The sequence below is a fragment of the Streptomyces yunnanensis genome (assembly GCF_029011865.1).
Taxonomy (GTDB): Bacteria; Actinomycetota; Actinomycetes; order Streptomycetales; family Streptomycetaceae; genus Streptomyces; species Streptomyces yunnanensis.
On sequence record NZ_CP095749.1, the window covers coordinates 5,183,239 to 5,198,571 of the forward strand.

The 15,333-nt window shown below is 74.3% G+C and carries 12 protein-coding genes and 3 tRNA genes; 9 read left to right on the plus strand and 6 right to left on the minus strand.

Annotation, left to right across the window (positions count from 1 at the left end; genetic code table 11):
* Positions 1–229 precede the first annotated feature (229 nt).
* The 4 genes from MOV08_RS22545 (at position 230) to MOV08_RS22560 (ending at position 4,251) form a co-directional block, all read left to right on the plus strand.
* Positions 230–1,030 (plus strand): polyphosphate polymerase domain-containing protein, encoded by an 801-nt coding sequence (locus MOV08_RS22545; protein ID WP_275308672.1) that lies wholly within the window; start codon positions 230–232, stop codon positions 1,028–1,030.
* A gap of 241 nt (positions 1,031–1,271) precedes the next feature.
* On the plus strand, positions 1,272–2,663 hold the full coding sequence (locus MOV08_RS22550; RefSeq protein ID WP_420834199.1) for an aspartate aminotransferase family protein: 1,392 nt from the start codon (positions 1,272–1,274) through the stop codon (positions 2,661–2,663).
* 163 nt (positions 2,664–2,826) lie between these two features.
* A complete protein-coding gene (locus tag MOV08_RS22555; protein ID WP_039634997.1) occupies positions 2,827–3,504 on the plus strand; it encodes a GntR family transcriptional regulator in 678 nt (225 codons plus the stop codon).
* 96 nt (positions 3,505–3,600) lie between these two features.
* Positions 3,601–4,251 (plus strand): hypothetical protein, encoded by a 651-nt coding sequence (locus tag MOV08_RS22560; RefSeq protein ID WP_039635000.1) that lies wholly within the window; start codon positions 3,601–3,603, stop codon positions 4,249–4,251.
* Positions 4,252–4,311: 60 nt separating this feature from the next.
* On the opposite strand, the gene MOV08_RS22565 is transcribed toward MOV08_RS22560, so the two are convergent.
* Entirely contained in the window at positions 4,312–5,124 is an 813-nt protein-coding gene (locus tag MOV08_RS22565) for an SLATT domain-containing protein (protein ID WP_039635002.1), read from the minus strand.
* A gap of 302 nt (positions 5,125–5,426) precedes the next feature.
* Here MOV08_RS22565 and purD point away from each other — a divergent pair, with 302 nt between their 5' ends.
* The 3 genes from purD to MOV08_RS22580 all read left to right on the plus strand — a co-directional run bounded on the left by purD (position 5,427) and on the right by MOV08_RS22580 (position 10,618).
* Positions 5,427–6,683 carry a phosphoribosylamine--glycine ligase gene (purD, locus tag MOV08_RS22570; RefSeq protein ID WP_275308673.1) on the plus strand — a complete coding sequence of 419 codons (1,257 nt, stop codon included), beginning with the start codon at positions 5,427–5,429 and terminating at the stop codon, positions 6,681–6,683.
* Between the two features lie 452 nt (positions 6,684–7,135).
* Positions 7,136–8,959 (plus strand): hypothetical protein, encoded by a 1,824-nt coding sequence (locus MOV08_RS22575; RefSeq protein ID WP_239010116.1) that lies wholly within the window; start codon positions 7,136–7,138, stop codon positions 8,957–8,959.
* Positions 8,960–9,136: 177 nt separating this feature from the next.
* The gene (locus MOV08_RS22580) at positions 9,137–10,618 is read left to right on the plus strand and encodes a N,N-dimethylformamidase beta subunit family domain-containing protein (RefSeq protein WP_039641323.1); all 1,482 of its coding nucleotides are present in this window, start codon (positions 9,137–9,139) and stop codon (positions 10,616–10,618) included.
* A 122-nt stretch (positions 10,619–10,740) separates the two neighbouring features.
* On the opposite strand, the gene MOV08_RS22585 is transcribed toward MOV08_RS22580, so the two are convergent.
* Positions 10,741–11,649 carry a LysR family transcriptional regulator gene (locus MOV08_RS22585; protein WP_039635013.1) on the minus strand — a complete coding sequence of 303 codons (909 nt, stop codon included), beginning with the start codon at positions 11,647–11,649 and terminating at the stop codon, positions 10,741–10,743.
* Positions 11,650–11,750: 101 nt separating this feature from the next.
* Between MOV08_RS22585 and MOV08_RS22590 the strand changes: the two genes are divergently transcribed.
* Complete coding sequence (locus MOV08_RS22590) at positions 11,751–12,989, plus strand: MFS transporter (RefSeq protein ID WP_275308674.1); 1,239 nt, start codon at positions 11,751–11,753, stop codon at positions 12,987–12,989.
* Between the two features lie 108 nt (positions 12,990–13,097).
* Complete coding sequence (locus tag MOV08_RS22595) at positions 13,098–13,997, plus strand: phosphoribosylaminoimidazolesuccinocarboxamide synthase (RefSeq protein ID WP_039635014.1); 900 nt, start codon at positions 13,098–13,100, stop codon at positions 13,995–13,997.
* A gap of 94 nt (positions 13,998–14,091) precedes the next feature.
* Here MOV08_RS22595 and MOV08_RS22600 read toward each other — a convergent pair.
* The 4 genes from MOV08_RS22600 to MOV08_RS22615 form a co-directional block, all read right to left on the minus strand.
* A tRNA-Gly gene (locus MOV08_RS22600) sits at positions 14,092–14,164 on the minus strand.
* Positions 14,165–14,648: 484 nt separating this feature from the next.
* Positions 14,649–14,721 (minus strand) — tRNA-Gly (locus MOV08_RS22605).
* Positions 14,722–14,795: 74 nt separating this feature from the next.
* Positions 14,796–14,867 (minus strand) — tRNA-Gly (locus MOV08_RS22610).
* 119 nt (positions 14,868–14,986) lie between these two features.
* Entirely contained in the window at positions 14,987–15,307 is a 321-nt protein-coding gene (locus MOV08_RS22615) for a histone-like nucleoid-structuring protein Lsr2 (RefSeq protein WP_039635016.1), read from the minus strand.
* Positions 15,308–15,333: the final 26 nt, after the last annotated feature.

Genomic DNA, 15,333 nt, shown 5'->3' on the forward strand with positions numbered 1-15,333 from the left:
TGGGGCGCCGCCGTCCACGAGGTGGCCACCGCCCCGCCGCCAGCGTGCCGGGCAGCTCGGCCGACGCCGCGTCAACGGGCCTGCGCTGTCCGGGAACTGACGTAATGGATGACTGATTCCGCGACACGGAACTCTCCGGGGTTATCGATCGTAAAGAAAGGAGAAAAACCGCAGAGAGCGACGACAGGACCCGCACGATCCCCCGTCCCCCTTTCCGCAAGGAGACCGTGTGATACCCGCCGTACGAGCCATCGCGCGCGCCGCCATGGCCGCCCGCCCCGTCCCGCTGGCCGAGGTCCAGGCCCGCGCCGAACTCCTCGCCCGCTTCAGCACCACCTACCTCGTCCCGGTCGACGTCTTCGCCGACTTCGCGGCCGAACTCACCGACCGTCGCCGCCCCGGCGGCCCGTTCGCGGCGCTGTGCATCAACGGCCGCCGCTGGTTCCGCTACCAGTCCGTCTACTACGACACCCCCGACCTGCGCTCCTTCCACGACCACCGACGGAACAACCTGCTCCGCTTCAAGATCCGCGAGCGGCTCTACGCGGACACCGGTGAGCGGCAGTTCGAGGTCAAGCTCAAGGGGGAGCACGGCCGGACGGTCAAGCACCGCCGTCCACTGATGCCCGGCGACCCGGCCCTCGGCCCGGCCCCGCGCGACTTCCTCGCCGCCGTGCTCGACCGCTCCTACGGCATCGAGGCCCCCACCGAACTGGGCCGCTCCATCGAGACCGACTACCAACGGGCCACCTTCGTCGCCGACGGCCAGCGCGTCACCTGCGACGCCGCGCTGGTCTGCCGCGACCTGGAGACCGGCCGCACCGTGCGGGCCGACGGCGGCCTGGTCGTCGTCGAGACCAAGACCTCCGGCCGGCTCACCGAGGCCGACCGGCTGCTGACCGGATGCGGCGTCCAGGCCGCGGACTTCACCAAGTACTGCGGCGGGCTGTCGGCGCTCCGCCCCCACCTGTACGCCAACCACTGGCGCGGCCCGGTCCGGACCGCCTTCCCCGCCGCCACGGCGGCCTGAGGCCGTGCGCGGGGCAGCGGCGCGCACTGGGCGCCGCGGATCCTGACGATGCCCGGGGGCAGTCACCCCACCCCCGGGCATCCCTGGAGTTTCCTACAGGACCGTAGACATTCTGTCCGCGCGCGTGGTGAGCGCCATACACAGTGTCGGTACCGGTCAGCGCACCGTGATCCTTACGCTGGGAGCCGTTCGCCGTTCCTGTCCAGCGACGGACTCCCGCGACCGATCCGAGGTACTGACCGTGAGCACGTTGCCCTCCGACCCTTCCCCCGTAGCCTCGACGGCACGGGAGGTGCCCCCCTCCGGCGCCGCCGTGAAGGCCGCCGACCGCGCGCACGTCTTCCACTCCTGGTCCGCCCAGGGCCTGATCGACCCGCTGCCGATCGCCGGTGCCGAGGGTTCGTACTTCTGGGACTACGACGGCAACCGCTACCTCGACTTCTCCTCCCAGCTGGTCAACACCAACATCGGGCACCAGCACCCCAAGGTCGTCGCGGCCATCCAGGAGCAGGCCGGGAAGCTGTGCACGCTCGCCCCGGGCTTCGCCGTGGACGTCCGCTCCGAGGCCGCCCGGCTGATCGCCGAGCGCACCCCCGGCGACCTCGACAAGATCTTCTTCACCAACGGCGGCGCCGAGGCGGTGGAGAACGCCGTCCGGATGGCCCGGCTGCACACCGGCCGCCCCAAGGTGCTGTCCACCTACCGCTCGTACCACGGCGCCACCGCCGCCGCGATCAACCTCACCGGTGACCCGCGCCGCTGGCCCTCCGACAACGCCTCGGCCGGCGTCGTCCACTTCTGGGGCCCGTTCCTCTACCGCTCGCCGTTCCACGCCGAGAACGAGGCCCAGGAGTGCGAGCGCGCCCTGGCCCACCTGGAACAGACCATCGCCTTCGAGGGCCCCCAGTCGATCGCGGCGATCATCCTGGAGACCATCCCCGGCACCGCCGGCATCATGACCCCGCCGCCCGGCTACCTCGCCGGCGTCCGCGAGATCTGCGACCGCCACGGCATCGTCTTCGTCCTCGACGAGGTGATGGCCGGCTTCGGCCGTACGGGCCACTGGTTCGCCGCCGACCACTTCGGCGTCACCCCGGACCTGCTGACCTTCGCCAAGGGCGTCAACTCCGGCTACGTCCCGCTGGGCGGCGTCGCCATCAGCGCCGAGATCGCCGCCACCTTCGACCAGCGCCCCTACCCCGGCGGCCTCACCTACTCCGGCCACCCGCTGGCCTGCGCCTCCGCCGTCGCCACGATCAACGCGATGGCCGAGGAGCGGATCGTGGAGAACGCCGCGGAGATCGGCGCGAAGGTCATCGGCCCGGCGCTGCGCGAGATCGCCGAGCGCCACCCCTCGGTCGGCGAGGTCCGCGGCCTGGGCGTCTTCTGGGCCCTGGACCTGGTCCGCAACAAGGAGACCCGCGAGCCGCTGGTGCCCTACAACGCGGCCGGCGCCGACAACGCCCCGATGGCCGAGTTCGCCGCGGCCTGCAAGCGCGGCGGCCTGTGGCCGTTCGTGAACATGAACCGCACCCACGTCGTCCCGGCGTGCACCATCACCGAGGCCGAGGCCAAGGAGGGCCTGGCCGCCCTCGACGCGGCCCTGACCGTCGCCGACGCGCACACCGTCTGAGCCCCGCCCGCCGGGCGACAGCTCCGCGCGGCCCCCGCCCCTCGTGGACGGGGGCCGCGTGGTTTCACGTGAAACGCTTCACGTGAAACCACGACAATCGCCTCGCCTATGGTGGGGAGGGCCGCTGCCACCGCGGTCGTGGACGTCGAAGGAGACGCACCGAATGGCCCCGGGCCCGGACAGCTCAGTGATACGACGCAGCACCCTGCGCGAGCAGATCGCCGACGCGCTGCGCGACGAGATCCTGGCCGGCCGGCTGCCGTCCGGCCACCCCTTCACCGTCAAGGAGATCGCCGACCAGTACGGCGTCTCCGCGACGCCGGTGCGCGAGGCGCTGCTCGACCTGTGCGCCCAGGGCCTGCTCGACGTCGAACAGCACCGCGGCTTCAAGGTGCACGCCTACACCGCCGACGACTTCCGCGCCATGGTCGAGGCCCGCACCCTGATCATCGAGGGCATCTTCCGCAGCAACGCCGAACGGGCCCTGCTGGCCACCCCCGCCGAGGTGCTGATCTCCATCCGCCGTCGCGCCGAGGAGGCCGAACGCGCCGCCCGGGCCGGCGACCTGGACGTCCTCATCGGCTACGACCTGCGGTTCTGGCGCGAGCTGAGCGGCATCGTCCAGAACCCCTACATCAGCGACTTCCTGGACCGGATCCGCGTCCAGACCTGGATGTTCGCGGTGCCGCTGCTGCGCCGCGATCCGCGCCTGCGGGGCCGTCTGTGGCACGGCCACAGCGAATTGGCCGACGCCCTGCTGCGGCACGACCTGCCGGACGCCCAGCGGCTGATCGCGGAGTACAACGAGCACTCCCTTGCTCTCGTGGGAACGGCCGGCTAGCACTACGCTGTCCCGACCATCGGCCGTAATGGGCCGTACCCGTGGCTGTACGTGCGCCGGTGCCCTCTGTCCCCGACCGGAAGCGAGCCCTCACCCGTGGCATGTGATCTGTGGCTGGTACCCCTCGTCGACGTGCTGTGCCACAGCCCCGACAACCCGTTCTCCGAAGAGATCGCCGCCTACAACGACGCCCTGGTGGGCGCCGGCCTGCCGGAGATCCCGGTCTTCAGCTACATGCCGGGCCTGTCCGGCGACGTGGCGCCGGTCGCCGGCTTCGACTACGACGCGCTGCACTTCCTGCGCCGCGCCTACCTGCTGCGGCTGTGCGGTCTGGAGGTGACCCCGGTCGACGAACTCGGCGGCGACTACGAGCAGTTGCTGGAGATGTTCGAGACCACCGCGCAGCAGTCCCACCTGGTCTGGCACTACGACCACGCGGGCGCGTACGTCCCGGTCGACTTCCCGCACCCGCTCGCCACCGAGGAACTGCTGGCCGGCGGCGGCCCGCTGGGCTCCTCCCACGGACTGCTGCGGGACCTCGAACTGGTCGCCCCGGCGCTGGGCATCGACCCGGCCAACCCGCCGGCCGCCCCCGCGCCGCCGGCCGGCCCCACCTCCCTGGAGGAACGGGCCACCGAGGTGCCCCTGGACGACGGCCCGTTCGCCCGGGAACGGCACGTCTGGCTCGGGCTGCACGCCGCCGCCACCCGGAGCCTCGGCCAGGGCTCCATGATCGTCTTCAGTTGAGCGCACCGGACCGGCGGGGCGCCCCGCCCCGGCCCCGCCGGGCACCCGGCCGGTCCGCGCTCAGCGCGGGGCCTCCGGCGGCCGCTGCCGCGGCATGTTCGGCCGCGTGCCGGGCGGCCGCAGGAACCGCCCCGACTGCCCCGGGCCCTCCGGCCGCGCCCCCGCCCACGGCAGCACCGCATGCGTGGCCTGCGGCAGCGGGGCGGACCGGAACTCCACCATCCAGTCCGCCGTCTCCGTGCGGACCAACTCCCCGATGTCCTCGTTGAACCGCCGCAGCACGCCCAGGCAGCGCTCCGCCGCCTCGCTCGCGGTGCCCTCCGTCGGCCCCAGCACCTCCCGCACGCTCTCCGTCGCCCAGTCGAACTGCAGCGCCTCCAGCCGCCGGTGGATCGCCTGCGCGGTGGCCAGGTCCCGCATCCAGCCCGCGGTCACCCCGAAGTACCGGTCGCAGCCCACGCACACGGCCGCCAGCAGCAGCGTCAGCGCGCCCCAGGGCGCCCCGTGCTCCCAGACGCCGGCGAGGTCGAGCAACGGCAGCGCGCCGCCCGCGGTCACCCCGGCGGCGGCCCCCAGCCGCAGCGCTCGCGCCCCGCGGCGCTTGGTCAGCCGGTCGCGCAGGTACCAGTCGGCGGTGCGCAGCGCACCCTCCTCGCTCCACAGGTACAGCGCGTCCAGCCGGTTGCCCGGTTCCCCCCAGTCGCCGTGCGGGAACGCCCGCCCCACGAGGTCGCCGCGACCCCGGAGCGGGCCGGCGGGGCGCCGCCCCGGCCGGCCCTGGTTCCGGTGGCGGTCCGGGGACCGCCCGCGACCCCGGTCGGGCCCGCCCTCGCCCCAAGGGGGCCCCTCGGGCTGCATCTCCGGCTGACTCACCCGTGCGCTCCCTCGTACGCGGATCCGTGGGGTGCGCGCATGGCCTACGCAAGATCCGCGCACCGCTCCTTTCCTACCGCCGAACGGCTGGCCTCTGTCCCAAGATCGCCCGGTTTCCGCCCGGAAGTGGTGCGGGATCCGGTATAGGGCGTTCGCGAATCTCACCCGAAAGAGTTGCCGCGGTGCCGGTGTACGCCGGTGGACGCCGCCGGCACCGGCGGTTTCCGGCCCGGGGCCGCGCTTGTGCGATCGGGGCACGCCCGGCGGTCGGTCGGTTGGTGCGTTCGTCTAGGCTGCACCCCGTGAAGGTCCTCGTCATCGGCGGCGGCGCCCGCGAACACGCCCTGTGCCGCTCTCTGTCCCTCGACCCCGACGTCACCGCGCTGCACTGCGCCCCCGGCAACGCCGGCATCGGCGAGGTGGCCGAACTGCACGGGGTCGACGCCCTCGACGGCCGGGCGGTGGCCGACCTCGCCGTCGACCTGGCGGCCGACCTCGTCGTCGTCGGCCCCGAGGCCCCGCTGGTGGCGGGCGTCGCGGACGCGGTGCGCGAGCGCGGCATCCCGGTCTTCGGCCCCTCGGGGCAGGCCGCCGAGCTGGAGGGCTCCAAGGCGTTCGCCAAGGACGTGATGGCCTCCGCGGGCGTGCCGACCGCCCGCAGCTACGTCTGCACCACCCCGGAGGAGATCGACGACGCCCTGGACGCCTTCGGTGCCCCGTACGTCGTCAAGGACGACGGCCTGGCGGCCGGCAAGGGCGTCGTCGTCACCGAGGACGTCGCGCAGGCCCGCGCCCATGCGCTGGCCTGCGACCGCGTGGTCATCGAGGAGTTCCTCGACGGCCCGGAGGTCTCGCTCTTCGCCGTCACCGACGGCGAGACCGTCGTCCCGCTCCAGCCCGCCCAGGACTTCAAGCGCGCCCACGACGGCGACGCGGGCCCCAACACCGGTGGCATGGGTGCCTACAGCCCGCTGCCCTGGGCCGACCCCAAGCTGGTCGACGAGGTGCTGCAGACCGTCCTGCAGCCCACCGTCGACGAGCTGCGGCGCCGCGGCACCCCCTTCTCGGGGCTGCTCTACGCGGGCCTGGCGATCACCTCCCGCGGGATCCGCGTGATCGAGTTCAACGCGCGCTTCGGCGACCCGGAGACCCAGGTCGTGCTGGCCCGTCTGAAGACCCCGCTGGCCGGCCTGCTGTACGCCGCCGCCACCGGTGCCCTGGCAGCCTTCCCGCCGCTGCGCTGGGACGACGGCGCCGCGGTCACCGTCGTCATCGCCTCCCACAACTATCCGGGCACCCCGCGCACCGGCGACCCGATCGAGGGCCTGGCGGAGGTCGCGGAGCAGGACGCCCCCGACGCCTACGTGCTGCACGCCGGGACCCGGCGCGACGCGTCCGGCGCGGTGCTCAGCGCGGGCGGCCGGGTGCTGTCCGTCACGGCCACCGGCGCCGACCTGGCCACCGCCCGGGAGCGCGCCTACCGCGCCGTCGGCCGGATCTCCCTGGACGGTTCGCACCACCGCACCGACATCGCCGCGAAGGCGGCGGCGGGGGAGTAGCGCGGGGCGGTGCCCGACCGCTCCCTGCCGCTCGCCGGCCGCTGCCGCGACGACCACGACACCTGAGGCATATGTCATTTCCCCGACATATGCCTCAGGTGCGTCATGGGCCTTTCCGTCCGCCGGGAGCAGCCCAGATCCGCCCGCTGTCGGTTCACGGCTTTACCCAAAGCCATTCCATCGAGTGACCATGCGGGTATCCAGCTGACGAACCCCGCACCCCCAACTATGGTGCCGCGCAAGCGTCCTGCGGTCGCGGTGCCGGAATCCGGGGTCGCCACCCCGGCCGCGTCCGGCAACTGGCCCACCGACATTGCGATGTCAGTGGCCGGTGCCACAGTGGTGGGGAGCGGGCACGCTCTCCCGCCCGCACACCGCACGACCGTCGTTCGTCCGTCCGTCCCGCGTTCTTCCGTCCCGTCCCGTCAGGACCGCAGGGGGTGTACAGGCTCGTGGCAAGTCCGGAAACAGGCGTCCTGGTGGCGCGTGCCCGCGCCCTCGCGGTGCTCCGCGTCCGCGGTGCGGCGCTGGCGGTGGCCCTGCTGCCGGCCGCGGCCGCCGTGGTGCTCCTCGTGGGCGGCGCCACCGGCCGGCTCGGCACCGAGGGCGGCTGGGCGGTCGCCCGCTGGGCGGTCGGCGGACTCACCGTGCTCAGCCTCGTGCTGGCCGCCCTGGTCTCCGTCGTCGTCACCCGCGCCCGCCCCGCGCTCAGCCCCTCCGTGCCGATCGCCGAGGACGCCGCCCCGGATCTCTACCGCCTGGTCCGCGATCTGGCCGACCGCCTCGACGTCCCGGCCCCCTCGGCGATAGCGCTCACCCCGGACTGCGACAGCTGGCTGGAGGACCGCACGCACCGCGCCCACGGCCCGCCGCGGGCCGGCCGCCGGGCTCCCGAGGCCCCGGTCCTGGTCATCGGTTCGCCGTTCCTGTGGTGGATGCGGGTCGCCGAGCTGCGCGCCCTGCTCGCCCCCGTCGTCGCCGGCACCGGCCCGTCCGCGCACCCGGACATAGCGGCCGCCCGCCGCTTCATCCGCGGGCTGGACGCGGCCGCCGGGGTCGCCGCCCGCGCCCGGGGCCCGCTGCGCACCCTCCCGCTCCGCTTCGTCGGCCGGGTCGCCCGGCTGCTGCTGCGCGCCGCCCGCGAGCACGCCACGCTCATGGAGCGCGGGGTCGCCGCCGCCGCCTCCGAGCGCGCCCAGGGCGTCGACTACGGCCTGCGGATCGTCGCCCAGGAGCAGGTCGGCCTGGCGTACGCGGGCTGGGACCGCCTGCTGACCCGGGTCGCGCTGCCCGCCTGGCGCCTGGGCCGCTGGCCCTCCCGGCTGGACGCCGGCGTGGTCTCCGCGCTCACCGAGCTCTCCCGCCGGGACCGCCTCGCCGAGGGGTTCGCCTCCCGCCTCGGCGAGCGGCCCGCCTGCGACCTCCTGGAGGAGCCCGGCACCATCGACCGCGCCGCCTCCCTGCTGGCCGCCCGGCTCTTCCACGGCGGCCCGGCCGAGCCCGGCCCGGACTGGTCGCCGGTCGGCTGGCAGCAGTACCCACAGGAGATCGTGGACCGGAAGTGGCGCCTGGAGGCCGCCCGGCTGCACCGCGTCCTCGACGCCCTCCCACCGACCGCCGTCGACCTCGCCCCGGAGGCCCCGGACGCGTCCCGTGCGCCGGACCGCCCCGCCGCCCCCGCGCCGCCCCTCACCTACGCCGGCGCCCGTGCCCGTACACCCGCCGCCCATCACCCCGCGGGCCTTCCCCGGACGCTCGACGCCGCCCCCGGGCTCTCGGCCGCCGCCCCGCCCGTCGCCCCGACCCTGGCCCGGGTCATCGACCGGCTGGCCCGCGACACCGACGCCGGCGATCTGCTCGCCGCCCGGCTCGGCGCCGAGGTCGCCCGCGAGGAGCGCGAGGCGGCCGCCCGCCAGGCCGTTCGGGACGGCGCGACGAAGACCGCCGGCGGCGGCACCGGCGGCACCGACATCGCCTGGGGCGACGGCCTGGCCGACGGCGGCCTCCCGCTCTTCCCCCTGCAACCGCCCCGCACGGCCCGCGAACTCCTCGCCGACCACGTCACGGCGATGGTCTGCTGCGCCGCGGTGGACACCGCCGGCGCCGCCCCCGGCCTGGACTGGCTCGACGGCCCGGCCCTCCTCGTGGACGGCGCCCGCCGCGCCGACCTGGGCCGCCCCGTCCTCAGCCTGGTCGACGACGGCGACGCCGAACCGCTCCGCGGCTGGCTGCACCGCGTCGGCGTCCGCCCGGAGAAGCCGGTCCGGCTGGCCTGAGCCCGGCGCCCGGCGACCGCCGGGCCGGCTGAATGTTCCCTTCCAGTTCGCGCTTCGGGGCAAGGGCACCTAAATTCACGACGAAGGGTGACGAAGTGAGTGCGTAATGTGATGTGCTGGGGGATGGGTAAGGCCCGGTCGGCCGCGGCCATGGGGGACGCGGGAGGGGAGTGGAAGGTGGCGACGGAACAGATCAGGCGCTGGGAATCGGGCGCCCTCGCCCACGCGGTCACGGATCCGTTCGGACAGGGCCCGCTGCCCTGGCTGCGCGGCAGCGAGACCTACTTCGACTCCGGCCGGATCATCCCCTGGTACGTCGATCCCGCGATCGCCCACGGCGACCTGCGGCTGCCCGCGCCCCGCAAGCACAACGGCCCGCGCACCGCCGACGACGTCCACCGCCAGATCAAGGGCTTCGCCGTTCCCGGCGCGGTGGCCCCCGGCGAGGCCATCGACTTCCGGGTCTCGGTCGACCCGCCGCAGCCCTTCAGCATCGACGTCTACCGCATCGGCCACTACGCCGGCGCCGGCGCCGCCAAGATCACCACCAGCCCCCGCCTCGCCGGCATCGTCCAACCGGCCCCGCTGCTCGTCGACCGCACCGTCTCCTGCCACCACTGGTGGCTGTCCTGGCGCCTCCAGGTCCCCACGTACTGGCAACTCGGCGCCTACGTGGCCGTCCTGACCACCGCCGACGGCCGGTACCGCTCCCACATCCCCTTCACGGTCCGCGACGACCAGCCCGCCGACCTCCTGCTGCTGCTCCCCGACATCACCTGGCAGGCGTACAACCTCTACCCCGAGGACGGCCGCACCGGCGCCAGCCTCTACCACGCCTGGGACGAGAAGGGCGCCCTCCTCGGCGAACGGGACGCCGCCACCACCGTCTCCTTCGACCGCCCCTACGCCGGCGCCGGCCTCCCCCTCCATGTCGGCCACGCCTACGACTTCATCCGCTGGGCCGAGCGCTACGGCTACGACCTCGCCTACGCCGACGCCCGCGACCTGCACGCCGGCCGGGTGGACGCCACCCGCTACCGCGGCCTGGTCTTCCCCGGCCACGACGAGTACTGGTCGGTGCCCATGCGCCGCACGGTGGAGGCCGCCCGGGACAGCGGCACCTCCCTGGTCTTCCTCTCCGCCAACACCCTGTACTGGCAGGTGGAGCTCTCCCCGTCGCCGGCCGGCCCCGACTCCCTGCTCACCTGCCGCAAACGCCAGGGACCCGGCCGGCCGGCCCTCTGGCGCGAACTCGGCAATCCCGAGCAGCGGCTGATGGGCATCCAGTACGCCGGCCGGGTCCCCGAGCCCGCCCCCCTGGTCGTGCGCAACGCCGACCACTGGCTCTGGGAGGCCACCGGCGCCCACGAGGGCGACGAACTCCCCGGCCTGGTCGCCGGTGAGGCCGACCGCTACTTCCCGCGCACCAGCCTCCCCGCGCACACCCGCCGCATCCTGCTCTCCCACTCCCCGTACCGCGACGGCGAGGGCGCCCGCCGCCACCAGGAGACGTCCCTGTACCGCGCGCCCAGCGGCGCCCTGGTCTTCTCCTCCGGCACCTTCGCCTGGTCGCCCGCCCTGGACCGCCCCGGCCACATCGACCAGCGCGTCCAGCGCGCCACGGCCAACCTCCTCGACCGGATCTGCAAACGCGACTAGGGCGCTTCTGACGGATCGCCGCGACGCCGCGGAGATCCGTCAGAAGCGCCCTAGGGCCTGCCGTCAAACTCCCGTCTGCCGGCCGTCGGGCCCGCGCGCCGCGCTCCCGCCCGGGGCTCGCGCTACCGCGCCGCGTACTCCCCCAACTCCCGTGCCAGCGCCACCGTCAGCGCCCGGAAGATCCGCACCTCCGGATGGGGATCCCCGGCCCGCGTCGCCAGCACGCTCTGCGCGCTCGGCGCGTCCAGCACCGGCACGAACACCGTCCCCGGCCAGGGGTAGTACCGGGCGAAGGACTTCAGCCCGGAGCCCGCCCCGCGCCCCGCCGCCACGCTCGTCAGCACATCGTGCGGGTTCAGCGCACAGTCCGGCGCCCGCCGCTCGCCCTCCTGGAAGTAGAGGTAGTCGACGAACGGCCGCGGGGTGCGCGCCGGCAGCCGCAGGAACGGCAGGTCGATGATGTCCGCGGTCCGCACCCCCTCCCGCGCCGCGTCCGCCAGCGGCGACCGCGCGGAGACCGCCACGATCCGCTGCTCGGTCGTCAGGACGTCCACCTCGATGCCCTCGGCCCGCACCAGGGGCCGGACGAACGCCACGTCCACCCGGTCCTCGCGCAGCGCGCTGCAGTGCTCGGTGAAGTTCAGCTGCACCAGCGACACCGGCACGTCCGGCCGGGCCCTGCGGAACGCGTTCACCGCGGCCGGGGTCACCTCCGCCGACCCGTGGCTCATCACCCCGACCCGCAGCCCGTGGCCCGGCGACGGCCGGCCCCGGACGGCCTCGGCCACGTCCGCCGCCGCGGCGTTCGCGGCGGCCAGCAGCGTCCGGGCGTGCGACACCAGGCGCTGTCCGGCGACGGTCGGCACCACCGGGCCCCGGCCGCGGTCCAGCAGCCGCGTCCCGAACTCCCGCTCCAGTTGCTGCACGTGCTGGGTGACGGCGGCCGGCGACAGGAACAACCGGGTCGCGGCCCGCCCGAAGTGCTGTTCCTCGACCACCGCCAGGAAGGAAGACAGCCGGCGCAGATCCATACCGGCCACGATAGGCCGAGGCCGAAGCTCCGTTCTCGGGCCGTTCACATTTCCTGAACGCGGGCGGCGCGCCCACCCGCCCGCGCCGTACAACGTCCTCCATGTCCGTGTCACACACCCCGACGGCCCGGGTCGGCGAAGCGGTCGCCACCGCGGCCCCCGCCCCCCGCCACTGGCTCCGCGCCGGCTGGCTGATGACCGCCTCCGGGTGGAGCGCCAACCAGTACTCCTCCCTGCTCGGCGCCTACCGCGCCCATCTCGGTCTGACCGCCGCCACCACCACCGCCCTCTTCGCCGTCTACGTCCTCGGCCTGATCCCCGCCCTCCTCGTGGGCGGCCCGCTCGCCGACCGCCACGGCCGCCGGCGGGTCGCCCGCGCCGCCCTGGGCCTCTCGGCCCTGGCGACCTGCCTGCTGATGGCCGGCCCGGCCGTCCCCGCGCTGCTGTGGCCCGGCCGCTTCCTGACCGGCGTCGGCGCGGGCACCCTGCTCACCGCCGGCAGCGTCTGGATCAAGGAGCTCTCCACCCCGCCGTACGGCACGGCCCCCAGCCCCGGCGCCGCGGCCCGCCGCTCCGGCCTCTTCCTCTCCGCGGGCTTCGCCACGGGCGGCCTGGCCGCCTCCCTGATCGCCCAGTGGGCCCCGCTCCCGATGGTCCTGGCCTACGTCCCGCACCTGGTGCTGTCCGCCGCCGCGGCGCTGAGCGCCGCCCGCGCCCCCGAGACCGCCCCGCCCCGGGGCCCGCACACCGCGGTCGCCGAGCCCGCCGCCCCCGCCCACCGCGCCCCCTTCCGCCGCCTCGTCGTCCCGGTGGCCCCCTGGGTCTTCGCCGCCCCCTCCATAGCCTTCGCCGTCCTCCCCGCCCTCGTCGACGGCCGCCTGCACGGCTGGCAGACCGTCTACGCCGGGATCATCACCGCCGTCACCCCCGGCGCCGGCCTCCTCGTCGCCCCGCTCGCCCGCCGGCTGAGCGCCCGGCACCGGCTCGCCACCGCCGCCACCGGCCTGCTCGTCACCGCCGTCGGCCTGCTGACCGGCGCCCTGGCGGTGGCCCACGCGCAGCCGGTGGTGGCCCTGTTCGCCGCCGCCCTGCTCGGCGCCGGCTACGGCCTGTGCGTGGCCTACGGCCTGACCGAGGTCGCCGCCCTGGCGTCCCCGCACCACCTGGCCCGCCTCACCGCGCGCTTCTGGGCCCTGTGCTACCTGGGCTTCCTCACCCCGTACGGGGTGACCCTGCTCACCGGCGCGTTTGCCCCGTCGACGATCCTCACCGGCGTCGCGGCCCTGGCCCTCCTCTCCCTCGCAGTGCTCCTCCGCCCCGGAGCCCGGTCCTCCGCTTGACCCTCCCGGGGTGTGTGCACGGCCCCCGACGGCGACCCTGCGGCAGAGCCGCCCCGGTGCATACGGGAGAATCACCAGGACTCCTGGATCAACCTACGCGGAGGCAGCGTGTCCGGATTCGTAGAAAAGCCCGAGCCCGTGCAGGTCCCGGGACTCACCCACCTGCACACCGGCAAGGTGCGCGACCTCTACCAGAACGCCGCCGGCGACCTGGTCATGGTCGCCAGCGACCGCATGTCCGCCTACGACTGGGTGCTCCCCACCGAGATCCCCGACAAGGGCCGGGTGCTGACCCAGCTGTCCCTGTGGTGGTTCGACCAGCTCTCCGACCTGGTCCCGCACCACGTCCTGTCCACCGAGGTCCCCGAGGGCGCCCCCGCCGACTGGGCCGGCCGCACCCTCGTCTGCCACTCCCTCGCCATGGTCCCGGTGGAGTGCGTCGCCCGCGGCTACCTCACCGGCTCCGGCCTCGCCGAGTACCGGGAGTCCCGCACGGTCTGCGGACTGGCGCTCCCCGAGGGCCTGACCGACGGCTCCGAACTCCCCGCCCCGATCTTCACCCCGGCCACCAAGGCCGCGGTCGGCGACCACGACGAGAACGTCTCCTACGAGGAGGTCGCCCGCCAGGTCGGCGCCGAGACCGCCGCCCAGCTCCGCCAGCTGACCCTCGCGGTCTACGGCCGGGCCCGCGACATCGCCCGCGAGCGCGGCCTGATCCTCGCCGACACCAAGTTCGAGTTCGGCTTCCACGGGGAGCGGCTCACCCTGGCCGACGAGGTCCTCACCCCCGACTCCTCGCGCTTCTGGCCCGCCGACCAGTGGCAGCCGGGCCGCCCCCAGCCCTCCTTCGACAAGCAGTTCGTCCGCGACTGGCTGACCTCGCCCGCCGCCGACTGGGACCGCACCGGCGAGCAGCCCCCGCCGCCCCTCCCGCAGGAGATCGTCGACCGCACCCGCGCCAAGTACCTGGAGGCGTACGAACGCCTCACCGGCCAATCCTGGTTCTAGGTCGCACCCGATCCGACACCCCGGTGCCGGCGCCGCCCGCCGGCACCGGCCCATGAAAAAGGCCCCGGTCACGAGGACCGGGGCCTTTTCTCTGAGCGGACGACGAGGCTCGAACTCGCGACCTCAACCTTGGCAAGGTTGCGCTCTACCAACTGAGCTACGTCCGCAGGCTCCGTGCCTGGCTTCCGTTCCGGTCGCCGCCGCGCGGTGCGAGCCCTACTATAGCCAACTTCCCGCCCGCCGTTGCGCGCCTTTGCGTTCCGGCCCCCGCCGCCGCTCCCCGGGCCCGCACCCGCCCGGCGCTCCGCCCCCGCCGCACCCCGCGCCCCGGCCCCGCCGCGCGCCGCGCAACTCCCGGTCGGCACCGCACCGTTCGACCGGCGCGTCGCGCCCCCGCCCGACCTTCCGTCCCCGGCGCCCGCACCCGCCCCCGGCCCCGGCGCCCACCCCGGCAATGTGTCGACCGCCACACGCCGTGCCACCGCCCGTCCGACCGCGCGCGCCGCCCACCCCGCGATTTCCCGGGGAAAGTTCCGAGGGTGCCCGCGGGCGAGCGCCGGCCAGTGCCGGTCGTGATCCCCGGAGCCGTCCGGCTTTTCGGTCGGGAAAACGACAAAGGCCCCGATCTCAAGGACCGGGGCCTTTTCTCTGAGCGGACGACGAGGCTCGAACTCGCGACCTCAACCTTGGCAAGGTTGCGCTCTACCAACTGAGCTACGTCCGCAGGCATCCACTCGGCTTTCACCCAGTGGCGCGACAGCTACTCTACCTGATCCTTTGGACCGGTTGAACTGTCAGAGCGGGTGACAGGGATTGCACACTGCGCCTCCCCCTTGGAAAGGGGGCGCTCTACTACTGAGCTACACCCGCGTGACTCCTCGGGACCCGGCCTTTCGGCCTCGCCCCTCGGCGTGCTCCAGACTCTAGCTGATCAGTAGGGGTGCTGTGCAAGTCGGCGGTGTGCGGACCCGCGGACGGTGCGAAGTCGGTTAGTGGTTGGCCGCGTTGAAGGCTTCGTAGACCTTCTTGGGGATGCGGCCGCGCGGCGGGACGTCCATCTGGTGGGAGCGGGCCCAGGCGCGCACCGCGGCCGGGTCCGGGGTCACCGCGGTCCGGTGGAAGGTCTTGCCGGACTTGGCCCGCTTGCGGCCGGCCTCCACGTACGGAGCGAGGGCGCCGCGCAGTTTCTTCGCATTGGCGGGATTGAGGTCGATCTCGTACGACTTCCCGTCCAAACCGAAGATGACCGTCTCTGCGGCTTCTCCTCCGTCGATGTCATCGGAGAGCGTTACTACTACGCGCTGCGCCACGGATATCGGTCCTTTCGTGGAGCAAC